General features: G+C 66.7%; 16 protein-coding genes. 7 read left to right on the top strand and 9 right to left on the bottom strand.

Annotated elements, in window-relative coordinates:
* The 4 genes from UC32_RS21030 to UC32_RS18735 all read left to right on the top strand — a co-directional run.
* The coding region (locus UC32_RS21030) for a hypothetical protein (protein WP_235423707.1) at positions 1–727 on the top strand (727 nt) is incomplete at its 5' end.
* A 70-nt stretch (positions 728–797) separates the two neighbouring features.
* Positions 798–2,090: an aminotransferase-like domain-containing protein gene (locus UC32_RS18745; RefSeq protein WP_045732677.1), complete on the top strand. Its 1,293-nt coding sequence runs from the start codon at positions 798–800 to the stop codon at positions 2,088–2,090.
* A 46-nt stretch (positions 2,091–2,136) separates the two neighbouring features.
* Positions 2,137–2,565, top strand: coding sequence for a universal stress protein (locus UC32_RS18740; RefSeq protein ID WP_045732676.1), 429 nt, complete (start codon positions 2,137–2,139; stop codon positions 2,563–2,565).
* A gap of 154 nt (positions 2,566–2,719) precedes the next feature.
* Positions 2,720–3,058, top strand: coding sequence for a hypothetical protein (locus UC32_RS18735; protein ID WP_052690615.1), 339 nt, complete (start codon positions 2,720–2,722; stop codon positions 3,056–3,058).
* A 22-nt stretch (positions 3,059–3,080) separates the two neighbouring features.
* Here UC32_RS18735 and UC32_RS18730 read toward each other — a convergent pair whose 3' ends face one another.
* The 7 genes from UC32_RS18730 to UC32_RS18700 all read right to left on the bottom strand — a co-directional run bounded on the left by UC32_RS18730 (position 3,081) and on the right by UC32_RS18700 (position 12,127).
* Complete coding sequence (locus UC32_RS18730) at positions 3,081–3,698, bottom strand: phosphatase PAP2 family protein (protein ID WP_200896416.1); 618 nt, start codon at positions 3,696–3,698, stop codon at positions 3,081–3,083.
* Between the two features lie 25 nt (positions 3,699–3,723).
* Positions 3,724–5,268, bottom strand: a complete 1,545-nt coding sequence (locus UC32_RS18725) for a dihydrolipoamide acetyltransferase family protein (protein ID WP_045732675.1) — start codon at positions 5,266–5,268, stop codon at positions 3,724–3,726.
* A gap of 7 nt (positions 5,269–5,275) precedes the next feature.
* Entirely contained in the window at positions 5,276–6,256 is a 981-nt protein-coding gene (locus tag UC32_RS18720; protein WP_045732674.1) for an alpha-ketoacid dehydrogenase subunit beta, read from the bottom strand.
* Positions 6,256–7,497 carry a pyruvate dehydrogenase (acetyl-transferring) E1 component subunit alpha gene (gene pdhA / locus UC32_RS18715; RefSeq protein WP_045732673.1) on the bottom strand — a complete coding sequence of 414 codons (1,242 nt, stop codon included), beginning with the start codon at positions 7,495–7,497 and terminating at the stop codon, positions 6,256–6,258. The genes UC32_RS18720 and pdhA overlap by 1 nt, the downstream gene beginning before the upstream one ends.
* Positions 7,498–7,646: 149 nt before the next feature.
* Positions 7,647–8,765, bottom strand: coding sequence for a histidinol-phosphate transaminase (locus UC32_RS18710; RefSeq protein ID WP_200896415.1), 1,119 nt, complete (start codon positions 8,763–8,765; stop codon positions 7,647–7,649).
* 108 nt (positions 8,766–8,873) lie between these two features.
* Positions 8,874–10,757, bottom strand: a complete 1,884-nt coding sequence (locus UC32_RS18705; RefSeq protein WP_045732671.1) for a pectinesterase family protein — start codon at positions 10,755–10,757, stop codon at positions 8,874–8,876.
* Positions 10,757–12,127: a pectate lyase family protein gene (locus tag UC32_RS18700; protein ID WP_052690614.1), complete on the bottom strand. Its 1,371-nt coding sequence runs from the start codon at positions 12,125–12,127 to the stop codon at positions 10,757–10,759. The genes UC32_RS18705 and UC32_RS18700 overlap by 1 nt, the downstream gene beginning before the upstream one ends.
* A 209-nt stretch (positions 12,128–12,336) precedes the next feature.
* Between UC32_RS18700 and UC32_RS18695 the strand changes: the two genes are divergently transcribed.
* The gene (locus UC32_RS18695) at positions 12,337–12,762 is read left to right on the top strand and encodes a phage holin family protein (RefSeq protein WP_045732669.1); all 426 of its coding nucleotides are present in this window, start codon (positions 12,337–12,339) and stop codon (positions 12,760–12,762) included.
* Positions 12,763–13,005: 243 nt separating this feature from the next.
* Positions 13,006–13,935, top strand: coding sequence for a glycoside hydrolase family 25 domain-containing protein (locus tag UC32_RS18690; protein WP_045732668.1), 930 nt, complete (start codon positions 13,006–13,008; stop codon positions 13,933–13,935).
* A gap of 7 nt (positions 13,936–13,942) precedes the next feature.
* Here the strand turns inward: UC32_RS18690 and UC32_RS18685 are convergent, their stop codons facing one another.
* Both UC32_RS18685 and UC32_RS18680 read right to left on the bottom strand, forming a co-directional pair.
* Positions 13,943–15,313 (bottom strand): alpha/beta hydrolase, encoded by a 1,371-nt coding sequence (locus tag UC32_RS18685; protein ID WP_045732667.1) that lies wholly within the window; start codon positions 15,311–15,313, stop codon positions 13,943–13,945.
* The gene (locus tag UC32_RS18680) at positions 15,313–15,615 is read right to left on the bottom strand and encodes a hypothetical protein (protein WP_045732666.1); all 303 of its coding nucleotides are present in this window, start codon (positions 15,613–15,615) and stop codon (positions 15,313–15,315) included. The genes UC32_RS18685 and UC32_RS18680 overlap by 1 nt, the downstream gene beginning before the upstream one ends.
* A gap of 161 nt (positions 15,616–15,776) precedes the next feature.
* Between UC32_RS18680 and purB the strand changes: the two genes are divergently transcribed.
* The gene (purB, locus tag UC32_RS18675; RefSeq protein WP_045732665.1) at positions 15,777–17,219 is read left to right on the top strand and encodes an adenylosuccinate lyase; all 1,443 of its coding nucleotides are present in this window, start codon (positions 15,777–15,779) and stop codon (positions 17,217–17,219) included.
* Positions 17,220–17,334: the final 115 nt, after the last annotated feature.

Below are 17,334 nucleotides of genomic sequence, written 5' to 3'. Positions count from 1 at the left end.
GGCTCCAGGCGCCGCCGTGCCGGGCCCGCAGCCGCAAGCGCCCCCGCCCGCCGGGACGGCCGCCATCCCCTCCGGTTCCAGCACCGCATCGGGCGGGATGACCCCGCATCAGCCGTCCACGGCCGGCCCGGAGGCCGCCGCCGCGCCGGATCAGGCAGGGACGGGCCTGCCTGGTTCGGCCGCCACAGCCAGCACGGAATCGGAACCGCGGGAAACACCGTCAGCTGAACCGCAGCCCTCCGCGGCGCCGTCCCCCGCGGCCGGCCCGGACAGGGCCCCCGCAGCCCAGGGGACCGTCACGGCCTACTTCGTGCTGTTGGACGACGGCGGCAACAACGGAGTGCGGTTCGGCTGCAATGACAGCCTGATTGGGGTGGACCAGGCACGGCCGGCGGGCAAGGATCCGTTGCCGGCCGCCATGAATGCCCTTCTGGGGGCTGGCAGCGGAGCCGCTGTTTCGGCATCGGAGGTCCCGCCCGGCGGCGAAATTTACAACGCACTGGCGGGATCGCGGCTCAGGTTCCTGTCCGGCAGCTTCGACGGCACCGCCGTGACCGTCTATCTCTCGGGGGCAGTGAGCCTGGGCGGCGTGTGCGATATTCCGCGCCTGGAAGCCCAACTCACCCAAACGGCACTGGCCGCGGTGGGTGCCGTCAGGGCTCAGGTCTACCTCAATGGGCGGCCGCTGGCAGAGGTACTGCGGCTGGAAGGTGCCGGCGCAGGATGAGGTGGCGCCCAGTACTTCCTGGAACAACAAGTGTTGCTTTTCAGGCAACGCTCAGTTGTATCCTGAGCGTGTGAGCCACGAAACAATGGACGCGGCAGCCGCGTCCCTTCCAGCCGAAGCCATTGACGCCATCGAGCGGGCGGCCACCTCGGCCCACCGCCATGAAGAGCTGTTTTCCGAGCGTGCCGCCAACATCCGGCAGTCGGCGGTGCGTGACGTCTTCGACATCTCGCTGCGCCCCGGCCTGGTGTCCCTGGCCGGCGGAAGTCCCTACCTGCAGTCGCTCCCCCTTGACCGCCTGGCGGAAACAGCGTCCCGGATCATCGCCGAGGATGGGCTCACCGCCCTGCAGTACGGCGCCGGCCAGGGCACGGAGGAGCTTCGCGCGCAGATCTGCGAGGTCATGGCGGCCGAAGGGATCACGGATGCGGCGCCGCAGAATGTGGTGATCACGGCCGGCTCCCAGTCAGCACAGGACGTCGCCACCAAGCTGTTCTGCAACCCCGGCGACGTTGCCCTGGTGGAGGACCCCACGTACGTCGGGGCCCTGAACACGTTTGAGGCGTACCAGGTGCAGGTGGAGACCGTGGCCATGGACCAGGACGGCCTGGTCCCCGAGCTCCTCGAAGCCCGTATCGCCGCCCTCCAGCTGGCTGGCAAAAGCATCAAGTTCCTGTACACCATCCCCAGCTTCAACAACCCTTCCGGCATTACCCTCGCCGCGGACCGGCGCCAGGCGATCGTGGATATATGCCGAAACGCGAATATTCTCATCATCGAGGACAACCCGTACGGCCTGCTGCGGTTCGACGGCGAGCCGCTGGCCCCGCTGCGCGCTGCCAACCCGGACGACGTCATCTACATGGGTTCGTTCTCAAAGATCTTCGCGCCTGGCCTGCGGATCGGCTGGGCGCTGGTGCCGGAGCACCTGCAGCGGCGGTATTACCTCGCGGCGGAGGCCGTCACCCTTTGCCCGCCGGCCCTGAACCAGATGCTCGTCTCCGCCTACCTGCGCGACTACGACTGGAAGGGCCAGATCTCCACTTACCGCGGCCTGTATGCCGAACGGTGCCGGGCCATGCTGGCGGCGCTGTCCGAGTACATGCCGGAGGGCACCTCCTGGACCAGCCCGGAGGGGGGCTTTTTCGTTTGGGTAACGCTGCCCGAAGGCGTGGACACCTACCCCCTGTTGCACAAGGCGATCGACGCCGGGGTGGTCTTCATTCCGGGAGCCGCCTTCACGCCGTCGGACGAGCCTTCCAACAAACTGCGCCTCGCGTTCAGCGCCGTCCCGCCGGATGCCATCCGCGAAGGGGTGCGCCGCCTGGCGCCGGTACTGCAGGAAGCGATGGCCGCGCGGTAGCGTTGGGCACATTAGTGCCGTCAGGAACCAAGCAAAGGAGCATTTCATGAGCGGAACCATCGTTGTAGGCGTCGACGGGAGCGGTACGGCCAAGAAGGCCGCGGAGTCGGCCCGGGACCTGGCAGCAGCGCTGGGCGCCACGCTCCACGTCGTCTCGGCCTTCGACAGCGACCGCACGGAAGTCTTCGGCAGTGGCAGTGACCAGTGGATCGTGTCCGACGCGGACGGGGCCGAGCACGTGGCCCGGACGGTGGCCGAGTCCCTGGGCGGGCAGATCAAGGTGACCTACTCGGCTGCGCGCGGCCGCCCGGCAGACGCCCTCATCAAGGAAGCCCTCCGCATGGACGCGAAGATCATCGTGGTGGGGAACCGGCGCATGCAGGGCATCGGCCGGGTGCTGGGCAGCGTGGCCAACAGCGTGGCGCACAACGCCCCCTGCGATGTGTACATCGCGAACACGTACGACGCCGACTAGGAGTTGCGCCCGACACTCCCCGTGGTGGCACAGATCGCTGCGGGGGGTGGGCGTTCTCACGCCCGGAACACGCTTTCAGCTATGGGCGAAACGATAAAATTGAGGGAGCCCCCAAAGGTGCGGACGACGACAACCCACCACTAGAGGGGACCCCTTGATCACTCTTCAGCGCCGCCAGCTCGTAGGCCACGACATCCTCCTGGCCCGCCACGGAAACCACATCTGCTCCATGCGCGTGGACCGCGGCAACGGCAAGGTAGTTGCACTGCTGGATGATGGCACCACCGACTCGGCGCCGAACCTGATCGCACCGGACCTCAACCTCCCCCGCACGATCCGAAGCGTCGTGCGCGAGGACTGGAAGCTGCTCTCCATCATGACGGGCGCCGCCACGGCCTGGGCCGCACTCATGGTGGGCGCCGCCGTCGTTATCGCATCCTCCATGGGCGACTCCGCAGCCGTAGAGATGATGTACGCCTACCCGGCCTACTAGCAGTTCCGGCGGCACCACCGCCTTAGGGCACCAGCCAAAGCCTCAGCAGCCACCAGATTCCGGCCATCACCACACCGCCGAAGAGCGAGCCTGCCACCACCTGCGCAAGGGTATGGGCGCGCAGGACCACCCGCGACCAGCCGACCGCCGGGATAAGCAGCAGCAGCGATGTCCACGCGGCCCCGAGCATCAGGACCGCGACGACTGCCGAACAGGAGATGGCGGCAGCGTGCCCGCTGATCTTCCAGAATGGGCTGACGGCTGCCAGCACCACCACTCCCCCCACCACGGCCAGCACCATGGCGATGACGCTCGCCGGCGCGCCGGTTGCCGCCAGGACCAGCAATCCCGCAAGGATGGATGCCAGCGCCATGAGCAGCACAGGAAGGCGCTGGCGACGGTCGCTGACGTGGTGGTCCGTGACCTTTCCCAGCCGGACAAGGAGCAGCAGCAGGAGCAGCGGCAGCACGCAGACAAACAGGGCGGCCAGCGCCCCGTAGGCCATGGTGGCGGGAAAGCCGTCCTGGACCAGCGGGCTGATCAGCAGCTGGACGGTCACCACCACCGGCGGCTGGAACGCCTCGGTCAGCCACCGGGCGGTTTTGTTCTTCACCCGGATGGCGCGGCCGGACCCCGCCACGCCAGTCCCTGCCTCCGCCCCCGCCTCAGTCAAGGAGCAGCGCGGGTTCTTCCAGGATGGCCGCGACGTCGGCCATGAACCTGGCCGACAGGTCGCCGTCCACCACGCGGTGGTCGAAGGAGCCGCCCAGGGTGGTGATCCAGCGCGGGATGACCTCTCCGTCCAGGACCCACGGCTTCTGCTTGATGGTGCCGAAGGCGACGATGGCCACCTCGCCCGGGTTGATGATGGGCGTGCCGGTATCGATCCCCAGGGCGCCGATGTTGGTGATGGTCAACGTGCCGCCCTGCATCTCGGCCGGCTGCGTCTTTCCCGCACGTGCCGTGGTGGCCAGGTTGTTCAGTGCCAGCGCAAGTTCCTTCAGGGACAGGTCCTGCGCATCCTTGATGTTGGGCACCATCAGGCCGCGGGGCGTTGCCGCGGCAATGCCCAGGTTCATGAAGTGCTTGACCTGGATCTCGGCAGCCCCGCTGCCGTCACTGCTTTCAACCCACGAGGCATTGACGCTGGGGTTCCGGGCGGCCGCCCAGATGACAGCCTTGGCCAGGATGAGGAGCGGCGAGACCCTGATGCCTTCGAAGTCCCGTGAGGCCTTGAGCCGCTTGACGAATTCCATGGTCCGGCTGGCATCCACATCCACGAAGATGCTGACGTGGGGGGCTGCGAAGGCCGAGTCCACCATGGCCTTCGCGGTAGCCTTGCGCACGCCCTTGACCGGGATACTCTCGATCCGCTGGTCCTGCGGCTTTCCGGCCTTGCCCCAGAAGCCGTCCGCCTTGTCCAGTTCGGCGTCGCGCTGGGCCTGGTAGCTCACCAGGTCCTCGCGGGTTACCTCGCCCCGGGAGCCGGTGGCCACGACGTCGGCGAGGTCGATGCCGAGGTCCCGGGCGATCTTGCGGACGGGAGGTTTGGCGAGAACGCGGTTGACCAGCCCGGTAATGGTGCCACCCAGCGTGGGCCGGGTGTCCACGACGGCGGCCTGGCCCGTCTGGGCCGTGGCGGCGGCCGGGCGGCCGGTCACCTCTGCCGGGGTATGCGGCTGCACCGGCTCCACTTCGGGAGCGTTGACCGTGAGCGCGTCGGCTGGCTTGGCCGCCTGCACCGTCCGGGTGACGCGCGGGCGCCGTTTGACGGCGTCGGCCTTGGGTCCCGAACCCACCAGCGGACCACCGGCCGGGGCACTGCCCTGCGCGCCGGCGTCGTTCGTGCCGTTGTCCTGGGCGTCGTCGGGAAGCTTGCCATACAGGGGCTGTACGGGCGCAACTGCTTGTTCCGGCTGTGCCGGAGCTTCCGGCGCCCGGACGTCAGCGGGCGTGGGGTCGCCGGCGACGTCATCGCTGACGCTGATGATGGCCGTCCCGACGTCGATGGTCACCCCTTCCGGCACGAGAAGTTCGGTGACGGTTCCGGCGAACGGTGACGGGAGCTCGACGATCGACTTTGCGGTTTCAATTTCGCACAGGACGTCGTTGATGGCGACGGCGTCGCCCGGTTTGACCTTCCAGGAAACAACTTCCGCTTCCGTGAGGCCTTCGCCGACGTCCGGCAGGTTGAATTTATTCAGCGTCATGGTGTCCTCAGTAGGAGAGGGCGCGGTCCAGCGCCTCCAGGATGCGGTCGATGTCCGGAAGATAGTCTTCCTCCACCTTGGCAACGGGGTAGGGCATGTGGAAGCCGCCCACCCGGATGACGGGGGCTTCGAGGGAATGGAAGGCACGCTCGCTGATGCGGGCCGCGATCTCGCCGCCGATGCCGCCGAAGGTGGGGGCCTCGTGGGCCACGATCAACCGGCCGGTCTTTTCGACGGATGCGGTGACGGTGTCGAAATCCAGCGGCGAAATGGAGCGAAGGTCGATGACTTCCACGCTGTGGCCGTCTTCCCGGGCGGCGTTGGCGGCCGCAAGTGCCACGGGAACCAGGGGACCGTAGGCCACGATGGTGGCATCGGTTCCCTCTCGCAGGATGTGTGCCTTGAAGGGATCACCGGAGGGGCCGGGAGCTGCGGTGTCCACGTCGCCTTTGAGCCAGTAGCGGCGCTTGGGCTCGAAGATGATCACCGGATCCTGGCACTGCACGGCCTGCTGGACCATCCAGTAGGCGTCGTGCGGGTTGGACGGGGTGATGATGCGCAGCCCGGCCGTGTGGGCAAACAGTGCCTCTGGTGATTCTGAGTGGTGTTCCACCGAGCCGATGCCGCCGCCGTAGGGAATACGGATGACCACCGGGACAGTGAGGTTGCCGTGGCTGCGGGCATGCATCTTGGCCAGCTGGGTGGTGATCTGGTTGAAGCCTGGGAACACAAAGCCGTCGAACTGGATCTCGCAGACCGGGCTGTACCCCCGCAGGGCCAGGCCGATCGCGGTGCCGATGATGCCGGACTCAGCCAGCGGGGTGTCCACCACCCGGTCGGGGCCGAATTCGCCGATGAGCCCGTCGGTGACGCGGTAGACGCCGCCCAGGGGGCCGATGTCCTCGCCCATCAGCAGCGACTTGGGGTTGGCGGCCAGGGTGGCGCGAAGGCCCTCGTTGATGGCCTTGGCGATGGTCATGGTGGTCATCAGTGGCCTGCCTTTGCTGCTGCACCGTGCTGGTCGGACGGTTCGTCGCCTCCGGCGAATCCTGCGCTGTATTCCTCGAACCACGCCAGTTCCTCAGCCACCAGAGGGTGCGCTTCAGCGTAGACGTTGGCGAATGCGGCCCTGATGTCCGGGTCCACAAGGTCATGGGCGGTGCGGCGCACGTACGCGGCGAGCTCGTCACCGTCGGCCTTGACCTGGGCAAAGTAGGCGTCGTCGGCCAGGCCTTCGGCGCGGAGGTACTTCTCAAGGCGCACCAGCGGGTCCTTGGCGCGCCAGGCGTCCTCCTCGTCGGATCCGCGGTATTTGGTGGGATCGTCGGCAGTGGTGTGAGCACCCACCCGGTAGGTGAACGCCTCAATGAGGACCGGTCCCTTACCCTGGCGGGCATGCTCCAGCGCCCACTCGGTGACGGCGTGCACGGCGATAACGTCGTTGCCGTCCACCCGGATCCCGGGGAAGCCGTAGCCCTTGGCACGGTTGGACAGCGGTACGCGGGTCTGCACGTTGGTGGGGACCGAGATGGCCCAGTGGTTGTTTTGGCAGAAGAACACCACGGGCGCGTTGTACGACGAGGCGAAGACCATGGACTCGTGGACGTCGCCCTCGGAGCTGGCACCGTCACCGAAGTAGGCGATGACCGCAGCGTCCGGCTGGTTTCCTGCGTTGCCCGCGGCGGCAGCGAGTTTCTGGTCCCGCTGGATGCCCATCGCATAGCCGACCGCATGCAGCGTCTGCGCGGCCAGGACCAGCGTGTAGAGGTGGAAGTTCGTGTCCTTGGGGTTCCAACCTCCGTTGGACACGCCGCGGAACTGGCGGAGCAGTTCGGCGAGGTCCACGTCGCGGGTCAGCGCCACGCCGTGCTCGCGGTAGGTGGGGAAAATGTAGTCCTGCGGCTGGCTGGCCCGGCCGGAACCGATCTGGGCGGCCTCCTGGCCCGTAAGCGGGACCCAGAGTGCAAGCTGGCCCTGCCGCTGCAGGGCTGTTGCCTCAACGTCGAAACGCCGGATCCTGGCCATATCCGCGTACAGTCCACGCAGGTCTTCAGGGGTGAGCTTGTCCGCGTAGCTGCTGTACACAGGGTCTGCGCCGAGTTTTCCGTCGGGGCCCAGCAACTGAACCATCTGTGCCGGGGGTTGGCCCATGACGGCTTCCGCGTCAGCTTCCCGCTGGTCGTCAACCGCTGTTCCGTCGAACTCGGTGGAAGGCAGATGTGTGCCCATACCGTCTCCTTGCTTCCCGCATGCGGATGCATTGCAATGTCGCTGGGATATATGCCTCACAAGGAATACATTCCCGAAACGGCATATACAATGGCTTACTGATCCTAACTTTATCTTCAGTAGGTTGGCGCAGGCCTACTTGTTAAGTGCTAGGAACCCCGGGGCGCCTTTGTATAGTTCGCACACAGCTCCAGCAACCGGGTATTGGCTTCCTCCTCGCCGATGCTGACCCGGACGCCTTCCCCCGGGAATGCCCGGACCGACAAGGCGCGGGCTCCTGCCTTCTCTGCAAAGTCAGCACTGGCCTCCCCCAGATCCAGCCACACAAAATTTCCTTGCGCATCGGGGACAGCCCAGCCGAGGTCCCGCAGTGCGCCCACTACGCGGTCCCGCTCGTCCACCAGGCTTTGTACCCTTCCTACAACCTGGTCGAAATTCTGCAGCGAAACAATCGCGGCTGATTCGGCTATTTGCGACACCGCGAAAGGGGTGGCAGCCACTCTAAGGTGCTGCGTCAGTGCGGGGTTGGCAACGCTGTAACCCACCCGGAGGCCAGCCAGCCCGTGGGCCTTGGAGAAGGTCCGCAGCACCACCACGTTGGGGTATTTGCGGTACAGGGCGATGCCATCCACGGCGTCAGTGTCCCGGACGAACTCCTGGTAAGCCTCGTCGATGACCACCACCACGTTGGACGGCACTGTCCGGATGAAGGCCTCGGTTTCGGCGGTGGTCAGGGCAGGCCCGGTGGGGTTGTTGGGCGTGCACAGGAGGATCACCTTGGTCCGTGCGCTGACCGCCGCCGCCATGGCCTCGAGGTCGTGGCGCCCGTCGGCGGTGACCGGGACGCGAACGCTTTCAGCCCCGGCGAGGCCTACGCTGATGGGGTAGGCCTCGAAGGAACGCCAGGCGTAAATGACTTCGTCGGCCTTGCCGTCGTCGTTCTGGCCGGCAAAGGCAGCCAGGATCTGGTTGAGGGCGCCCAGGCTGCCCGCCCCTGTGACGATGTCCGCCGCGGGAACCTGCAGGAATTCCGCGAGCGCCGCCCGGAGCCTGCTGCTGAGCGGGTCCGGGTAACGGTTGAAGTCTGTTTGCTGTGCGATGGCTTCCAGGACCGCCGGCAGCGGCGGCAGGGGATTCTCATTCGAGGACAGTTTGTAACTGGCCAGTCCGTCGACGGCGGCGGGCGGCTTTCCGGCAGCGTAGCGGGGCAGCCTGCCCACCACCGGTCGCGGATCGATGCCGCCGGCCGTGGTTTCAGAGGAAGTCATGAAAACTAGCCTACTGCTGCGGATGTTCACGGCTTCGGGGCAGGAACCCGGGGTGCCGGCCGGCCCGCTGAACCCACGGGACCCGGTCCGACACCCCTTCATCTCGCCTTACGCCGGCTGCCCGACATTCAGGGCGGTACTGTCGGCCTTGCTTCCAGCCAGCTGGGGCGCCCACGCATCTGCCCCCTGCAGGTACGCTCCGGCAGCGAAATCCTCCGCGAGGCGGGGATCCAGCTGCGGCCGGTCAGGGGTTGCCCGTGATCCGGGGCCATTGTTGTTGAACTCGGAGAACCGGGCCTCCCGCCACGAAAAGCCGCTCATGTCCGTCCACGGCGTTCCGGAGATGTGCGCTCCCAGCCACGAGTCTCGGACCAGCACCTGGGCGATGGCCTCCGGATCTCCGCCCGGATGCCATGGCCGGCCCAGGTGGACGGATCCGGACGCCGCATCCGAGACGAACCGGCACTCGGTGAACAGGTAACCGTGCTTGATCCCGATATTGACGCTGCCGGCGGAGACGTATCCGTTGTTGGTGCTGGACCCGCGGTCCAGGGAGCGGATCCGGCAACCGGAGAACACGGCAGTTCCCCGGCCAAAGATAAAGTCCACGTCACCTTCAACGTAGGAGTCCGCGAAGTAGGAGCGCGCCTGCACACCGCGTGCGGGGGAATCCACCAGCAGCGTGTCCTGGTTGCCCAGGCAGCGGATATTGCGTAGGACGGCCCGGTCCCCGGCCAGGAACAGTGCCACGGCCTGCCGGTTCTTCATTTCGGGGTTGGCAGCTTCGTCGAAGTCGTTGCTGAACGTCAGGTTCACTGCCATGAAATCCGGGCCGTCAATCCGCACGCTGGTGCTTCCGCCGGTGCCATAAGGTCCCGTGCCATCGGGCTTCGGGGTGCCGGACGCATTGTTGTAGACCAGCACCACGTCTTCCGGCGCCTGCCCGCGTCCGATGAACGACACCCTCGGTTTGTTGGCCGGTACCCGGATCAGCTCACGGTACGTCCCGGGCGCAATCCTGATTTCCGTGCGCCGGCCGCTGTTCGCCGGCGCTGCATCGACGGCGGCCTGGACAGTGGCGAACTGTCCGCCGTTCCCTACGGTGAGGACCAGGGGTTTGTCCACCGGGCGTTCGCTGGGCCAATAGATGGCTGAGAGCGGGTCCAGTGTCCCGCCGGGCTCCCGGAACCATCCCGGGGGTGCTGCCGGCTGTGCCTGAAGTCCTGCGACAACAAGCTGTGCCACTGCCAAGGCACCCTGCGCCTGGAAGTGGGTGTTGTCCGTGACGCCGTTCGGGTACTGCGGGTACTGGCCGGGGGCGGCATGCAGGAAGTGCGAGGTGGTTCCCTCCGGCCCGAGCTTCTGCCAGAGCTCCTTCGAGGATGCCGTCAGGTCAACCAGGGGAACTCCGCGGGAGGCAGCGAGTTCCTTGATCGCCTGGGGATAGGCGCCATGGGTGTCCTGTGCAACGCCCAGGGCACTGAAGCGGCGCCGTTCCACGGGGGTGACCAGGACGGCTTTGGCGCCTGCGGCGGATGCGGCGTCGAGGTACCGGCCCAGATACTCCTTGAACGTGGTTTGCGGATCGGTGCCGCGTGACGGATCCTCCACCTTTTCGTCGTTGTGGCCGAAGGAGATGAGCAGATAGTCGCCCGGTTGCAGCGCCTCCGCCACCTCGCCCAGCATGCCGGCGTCGGCATAGCTTTTCGAGGAGGCGCCGGACCAGGCGTAGTCGAACACCGTCGCCTGCGGCCCGAGCAGCAGCGGCAGGGCCTGGCCCCAGCCGGCGCGGGGACGTTCAGAGTGCTGGTAGGCGGAGGAGGTGGAATCCCCCACTACGAAAATCACCGGTTTCCTGTTGGGCTGCGCCCGGGCGGGGCGGCCGGCTGCGTGTGCGGCCGGCGTCGTTCCGGCCAGGACTGCCGCAGCCGTAAGGGCGCCGGTTGCAGCCGAAGCGAGCACGGTGCGCCGGCTGGGCGTGTATCCCCGCATCAACGCTTCTCCCCTGCTGTGTAGATGGGACCCACGTTGTTCTTCAGCAGGGCCGGCACCGCCTGCGCCGGGTGAACCTTGGTCCGCAAGGCGGGAGTCCACGATCCGTCCGCCACCAGCTGCTTATCAGCGGTTGCGGCGGCGTTGTAGGCGGCCAGGAGATCTACGCGCTTTCCGTTGACCGTGTTGTCCACAGTGGTGATGGCTTGGCCCTTGAAGTGCCTGATCAGCGAGGACGCCGGAATGTCCTGGGGCAGGGTGAAGGCATTGGCCTCGGCATAAATGTGTGATTCGACGCCCGCGCCAAAGGTGTACGTGTAGGGCGTCGGCGAGCCGGCCGACGTCGTGAAGTGGTTGTTGTAGACATCCACCTGGCCGTAGCGGACCCTCGGGGCGCGCTGGCCGACGTCCTCGAAGGAGTTGTGGTGGATGGTGACGCGCAGCTTGCCCACGTCGCCGCGGCTGGTCGAGTCGGTGGATCCGATCAGCAGGAGCTTGTCATGGTCGGAGAAGCGGTTGTAGGACATGGTGACCAGGTCTGAGCCGTTGGTGACGTCCACTGCTCCGTCATGGACCTGGTACGGGCGTCCGAAGTACGAGGGCTGGTTGATGTCCAGGTTGGGGGCGTCAGTGAAGTGTGAGTGGTCAACCCAGACATTCGTTGATCCGTTGATGACTTGGAGGAGGTCGTATTCGCTGTTCCAGTTGCCGTGGTCGCCGTCAGTGGGGTCCCAGGAGGGGAAGCAGTCAGCCGAATCCCGGACGGTGAGGTTCCTGAAGATCACGTTGTTGGACCGGTTGATGCGCAGGGCCGCGCCGGTAATGCTGCTGTCCGGGGCGGCTCCGACGATGGTGGTGTTGCTGGGGATGTCCCACCGGATGACCGCTGCCTGGTTGGCGGCGGCCTTGCGCCGGGCATTTTCCTGCTCCCCGGCCGGTTCCTGGCCAGTCCCGTACCGGACGGGGTCGTAGTCGTAGAGGTACTGCTCGAGGGAGAAGCCCGTTCCTGCCGCATAGTCCTCGCAGTTCAGAGCCCGGCCATCCGCCGTTGAGTTTGCCGGGATATCCCCGTGCACCCGGATGATCCGGGGTTCGGCTCCGGTCGCCGCGAGCGCCGCCACCAGTTCAGCCCGGTTGTGGACATCGAAGACCCTGTCCGCCGTGGCGTCGGCACCGCCCGTAGTCCCGGTACCGGCCGATGCCCAGCCATCCCGGCTTTGGAGCACCTGGCGTTCAAGCGGCACCTGGGCGGTCTGGGCAGTTGCGGACGATTGTGATGAGGGTGGTGTGGCATTGGCCTGGACCGGCAGGCAGATGGCGGCCGCTGTGGCCACGGCAGCCGCCGCTGCCATAGGACGTGTGATGCGCATGTGCTCTCTTCCTCCATTGGAATGAACCGCGCTTTCGCTGCCGACGTCACTGTGCGGCATGTCAGAAAGCGGTTTCTCTAGTGTGTGAAACCGCTTTCTGATCTGTCAATAGGGTTGACAGAATTGAATAATCCTGAAGTCAGGCCACCAGCGCGTCCGGGGGCAAGGTTTGCCATGATGTCCCAAGGCTGTTGTGGAAGCATGGGGCCATGGGTTCCTTCATTCTTCGGGTCATCTTCAACGCAGCCGCCCTGTGGGTAGCAAGCTGGATTCTGCCCGGCATGGACATCACCAGCACTGCAACCTCCGATGCCGTGGCACGGACCGGTATCTCGCAGGACACCGAGACCATCGGGATAGTTCTGGCTTACCTGTTCATCGGCCTCATTTTCGGCGTGGTGAACGCCTTGGTGCGGCCGCTGGTGAGCCTCCTCGCCCTCCCGATCACTATCCTGACGCTGGGGTTGTTCGCGATCGTCATCAACGCCGCCATGCTCTACCTCACAGCTTGGATCAGCGATTACACGCCCGTGCACCTCACCATCGATTCCTTCTTCTGGACGGCCATCCTGGCCGCGATCATCATCTCCCTGGTGTCGCTGGTGGCCGGGCTGGTGCCGGGCAGCCGCCGCTGAAGTTCCCCGCTACCGCTCACGGGCGACCTTGCTGAAAGGTTGCTTTGGGGGCGGCGCCATGCGGCCGTCCACCCAAGTACCGGAAGAGGCTGAAACAGGTATCCGGCAGGTGCCGTGCCCCGGCCGGTTGCCGAAACTCCAGTACCCGCTACCCATGACCGCCCGCAGTCACCGCTCCTAGGCTGCCAACGGGGCCGGCGACAGGCCCCGTGGCTGTCAGTTCCGGATACCGGGGGGCAAAGAATGAAGGCATCGAGAATCCTGGCCGCTGCCTGCCTGCTGCTGGCGTGGCAGGCAGGCCCGGCCCACGCAGATTCCGGAGCGGTGCCGTCGCCCCAGGAGTCAGCCGTCCTGGGCAACGACATTTCCTGGCCCCAATGCGGCGGCCAGCTTCCGGCACCGCCTGCATTTGCCGTGGTGGGCATCAACGGCGGCCGGCCGACGACGGCGAACCCCTGCCTCGCGGAGCAGCTGGCCTGGGCCGACCGCAGCTCCGAGGCAGCGGCGGGAGTCAAGTCTGCCGTCTACGTCAACACCGCCACCACAGGGCCGGTGGGTTCCCTGTGGTGGCCTGCAAACAACACTGTGATGGGCGCGGACATCGGCAACCCCTACGGGATGTGCGATGGCACCGCTTCCCCCGCATGCGCCTACGTCCATGGCTATGCGATGGCGTACATCGACGCCGGAAGCCTCGCCGGGGCAGGAGTCGGTGCGTCCGGCCGCATGTGGTGGCTGGATGTGGAGACCGGGAACAGCTGGCTGTCCGACAAGCCCGCCAACACCGCGGAGCTGGAGGGCATGACCGCCTACCTGCAGGGCGCCGGGGTGGAAGTGGGCATATATTCCACCGGCTACCAGTTCGCCGAAATTGTGGGTGAGGTGGGCCCCCACAGCAACCTCTACACCCTGAAGAGCTGGCTGGCGGGTGCTGAATCCACTTCCACCGCGGCGGATCTTTGCGGGGCCGCTCCCCTCACCTCCGGCGGCGTCGTCGCACTCACGCAGTTCACCGCCGGCAACCTCGATTACAACTTCCGTTGCCCGGTAGCCCAGCCGGCGCCTCCACCACCACCGGCGCTCGCTCCGCCGGCAGCCCCGCAGCCTCCCCCCGCGCCCGCGAAGACCCGCTCCATCCGCTACGCCGAGATACCCGCCGCCCAGATCGCTTGAACGCCGGCTAGCGCCCGCCAAGGTGGCGCTCGTGGGTGCGGGGATCCGGCGGCGAAAGGGTAGTGGAGGGGCCCTTGGCCCGCGTCAGGGAATAGCGCGTGGCCGTTGCCGCTCCCCCGGCACCGAGCACACCGCCCAGGACCGCCGTGGAGTGCACGAGGGACGGATCATCGCTCGCTGCCACCAGCCGGGCGGCGTCCTGGTACCCGCCCAGGCGGTGCCCGGGGCCAAGGCCCTTGTCCCCGCCGGGTTCAATCGGGGTGTCCACCGATACGGTCACCCGGTTGCGGGTTTCGGGGTTGGCGGCACCGTCACTACCGGGAACCCAGTCCGCCTGATGCTCAAGGTGCAGCGACTCCACGTCCTCACGGGTACTGATCCCCGCCACCGGAGACCCGGCGGTGAGGACGTACTTCACGTCATACTGCTCCAACACCCGGGGATCGGCGGCCACGTTCATGGCATGGATGCCGCCCTGGCTGTAACCCACAGCAACCACGGAAGCGCCCTTTTCTGCTCCGGCTTCCTCGAGCGCCGCGAGGACAGCCTCATTCACCTCCCGGGAGTTGTACAGCATGGACTCCACGATGCCCGCCTCATCAAAGGGGTTGTCCCCGCCGGCATCCTTTCCGGCAGACTGGGTCCCCGGAACAATGACCACGTAGGCCTTTTCGCCGCCGTTATCCACTTCCAGGACCTCCATGGCTCCGGTGCCGCGGACCTCCACTTCCTGTAGCCGCGCCAACAACCCGGCAGGCGACGTGTCAAGGTCCACCTGGATTGCTTCCTGCTTCCGCAGCGTGATCTGCCGCGGAATGAACCCTGCTACCAAAGCCATCGAGGCATCCCGGATCCAGGGTGCATGTTCGTTCACAGCCTGCACCTGGGGTGCCGCCAACTTCAGCATGGCAATGACGTTCTCGGTGACCCGCCGGTCCGGAACGCCGGTAGCGGCCATCGTGCCCCACGAAAGACCGGTCTCCGTCATGGCGGCGAACCCGAGTGCTTTCCCCATGTTGGCCCGCCACTCAGCATCCTGGTAATCCCGCATGCAGGCACGGACCTGGCTGCTGATCCGCTGCAGCTCCACCCGGCTGGACTGGACCCGCCACTGGCCGTCCCGCACGGCCGCGATATGCCCGGAAGCGGACCAGGGCGGCTGCCGGTCAGCCCAGCAGAGCTGGTCCAGGATCCGCCCGGCCTCCTGTTCCACTGCGGCCAGGTCCCCGGCCAGGGCCTCGAGCTTTTCGGCGCCGGCAGTCAGCTCCTCAAGCTGGACCGCGATGCCGCCGCTGCCACCCCGAATGCTCAGGTGGCCGTCCCGCGATGCGCCGGACAGCCTGACGGGCTCCGGATAGGCCTCATCCGCCAAATCCATCAGGGCACCCTGCAAGCACTGGCTGCCGCCGCCACACTGTCCTCAGCGTGCCTCGCGACGGCAGCCCTCGCCACCTCCAGGGCATCGACAGCGTGGCGCAGTGCAGCGCCCTGCCTGCCCACCGTGTCCCGGTACGCCCGCCCGGCCGGCGATTGCCAGTCGAGCATCTGGATGTCCCGCAGACCGGCCAGGGCTTCCTCGACGCGCGCTCCGCACTGTGCAAGACGGTTCACGAGGGGCAACAAATCAGCGGCAACGTGCTCGGCGGCGCCCGCCAGTCCGTCCCCAAGGATGTTTCCCATGTGACCTCTTTCCCGGGGCATCCCGGATCTGTTGCGTACCTGCTGACGGTGCCACGCTACGGAATACGGCGCACTAGCCTAAGTGCCGCCGTCGGCCATGTGGATAAGTAACGTAAGCGGCCCACTTAAGGCGCCACCGGAGTTCATGAAAGAATCAGCACATGCCTGAAACTGCCGCCACAGCTGATACCCGCACGCCCTCAGGACGCCTGGCCCTTGCCGCGTCCACGGAAAAAATCGCCCTGGGCCCCCTGGACGGCCGGTACCAGCCGGCAGTGGCCCCGCTGGTCGACTACCTGTCCGAGGCAGCGCTCAACCGGGACCGCGTGGCCGTCGAAGTTGAATGGCTGATCCACCTGACCAGCAACAACGTCCTGCCCGGCGCCGGCCCGCTGTCGGCCGAACAGCAGCAGCAGCTGCGCGCCGTCGTCACCGAATTCGACGCCGCATCCGTGTCAGAACTGGCCGAAATCGAAGCCGTGACGGTGCACGACGTGAAGGCCGTGGAGTACTACATCGGCCGCCGCCTCCCCGCCATCGGCATCGAAAACCTGACCGCCATGGTCCACTTCGGCTGCACGTCCGAGGACATCAACAACCTTTCTTACGCGCTTGGCGTCAAGGGGGCTGTGGAGGACGTGTGGCTGCCCGCAGCCCGCGCCCTGGTGGCACAGATCAGCACGATGGCCGAGGACAACCGCGCCGTGCCCATGCTGTCCCGCACCCACGGCCAGCCGGCCACCCCCACCACGCTCGGCAAGGAACTCGCGGTCATCGCACACCGCCTGAACCGCCAGCTGGACCGCATCGCCAAGACCGAATACCTGGGCAAGATCAACGGTGCCACCGGCACCTACGCCGCGCACGTGGCCTCCGTTCCCGGGGCTGACTGGCAGCAGGTCTCCAAGTCGTTCGTCGAAGGCCTGGGGCTGACCTGGAACCCGCTCACCACGCAGATCGAAAGCCACGACTGGCAGGCCGAGCTGTACGCCGATGTGGCGCGCTTCAACCGCATCCTGCACAACGTCTGCACAGACATCTGGAGCTACATCTCCATCGGCTACTTCGCGCAGATCCCGGTGGCGGGCGCAACCGGATCGTCCACCATGCCGCACAAGGTCAACCCCATCCGCTTCGAAAACGCCGAGGCAAACCTGGAAATCTCCTCCGGCCTGCTGGACGTCCTGGGCTCCACCCTGGTCACCTCCCGCTGGCAGCGGGACCTCACCGATTCCTCCAGCCAGCGCAACATCGGCGTGGCATTCGGCCACTCCCTCCTGGCCATCTCCAACGTTGCCAAGGGCCTGGAGCGCCTTGACGTAGCCGAGGACGTTCTCGCCGGGGACCTGGACACCAACTGGGAAGTCCTGGGCGAGGCGATCCAGATGGTGATGCGCGCAGAAGCGATTGCCGGCGTCGAAGGCATGGAAAACCCCTACGAGCGGCTCAAGGACCTCACCCGCGGCAACCGCGTGGACGCGGCCCGGATGCAGGAATTCGTGCAGGGCCTGGGCCTGTCCGCCGACGCCGAGGCCCGGCTGCTGGCCCTGACGCCCGGCAAGTACACAGGCATCGCGGACCAGCTGGTGGACCACCTGAAGTAGTCCCGCACCCAAGACGCGGACAACGCACGACGGCGGCGCCGGGCCCGGCAGGGTCCGGCGCCTTTCGTCTCTCCGCGGCGTTCCGTCCGGGCCGGGTGCCCGTTTCGGCGGCACC

This window comes from Pseudarthrobacter chlorophenolicus (genome assembly GCF_000962805.1).
Taxonomy (GTDB): domain Bacteria; phylum Actinomycetota; class Actinomycetes; order Actinomycetales; family Micrococcaceae; genus Arthrobacter; species Arthrobacter chlorophenolicus_A.
The sequence above is the reverse complement of the archived record's forward strand: the minus strand, read 5'-3'. Positions and strand labels throughout refer to the sequence as shown.

What these genes read in the sequence shown, in the direction of transcription:
- UC32_RS18740 (WP_045732676.1), top strand. Translation starts at nt 2,137, where the DNA reads ATGAGCGGAACCATCGTTGTAGGCGTCGACGGGAGCGGTACGGCCAAG.
- UC32_RS18695 (WP_045732669.1), top strand. Translation starts at nt 12,337, where the DNA reads ATGGGTTCCTTCATTCTTCGGGTCATCTTCAACGCAGCCGCCCTGTGG.
- pdhA (WP_045732673.1), bottom strand. Translation starts at nt 7,497, where the DNA reads ATGGGCACACATCTGCCTTCCACCGAGTTCGACGGAACAGCGGTTGAC.
- UC32_RS18700 (WP_052690614.1), bottom strand. Translation starts at nt 12,127, where the DNA reads ATGCGCATCACACGTCCTATGGCAGCGGCGGCTGCCGTGGCCACAGCG.
- UC32_RS18725 (WP_045732675.1), bottom strand. Translation starts at nt 5,268, where the DNA reads ATGACGCTGAATAAATTCAACCTGCCGGACGTCGGCGAAGGCCTCACG.
- UC32_RS18680 (WP_045732666.1), bottom strand. Translation starts at nt 15,615, where the DNA reads ATGGGAAACATCCTTGGGGACGGACTGGCGGGCGCCGCCGAGCACGTT.
- UC32_RS18705 (WP_045732671.1), bottom strand. Translation starts at nt 10,757, where the DNA reads ATGCGGGGATACACGCCCAGCCGGCGCACCGTGCTCGCTTCGGCTGCA.
- UC32_RS18685 (WP_045732667.1), bottom strand. Translation starts at nt 15,313, where the DNA reads ATGGATTTGGCGGATGAGGCCTATCCGGAGCCCGTCAGGCTGTCCGGC.
- UC32_RS18690 (WP_045732668.1), top strand. Translation starts at nt 13,006, where the DNA reads ATGAAGGCATCGAGAATCCTGGCCGCTGCCTGCCTGCTGCTGGCGTGG.
- UC32_RS18720 (WP_045732674.1), bottom strand. Translation starts at nt 6,256, where the DNA reads ATGACCACCATGACCATCGCCAAGGCCATCAACGAGGGCCTTCGCGCC.
- UC32_RS18710 (WP_200896415.1), bottom strand. Translation starts at nt 8,765, where the DNA reads ATGACTTCCTCTGAAACCACGGCCGGCGGCATCGATCCGCGACCGGTG.
- purB (WP_045732665.1), top strand. Translation starts at nt 15,777, where the DNA reads ATGCCTGAAACTGCCGCCACAGCTGATACCCGCACGCCCTCAGGACGC.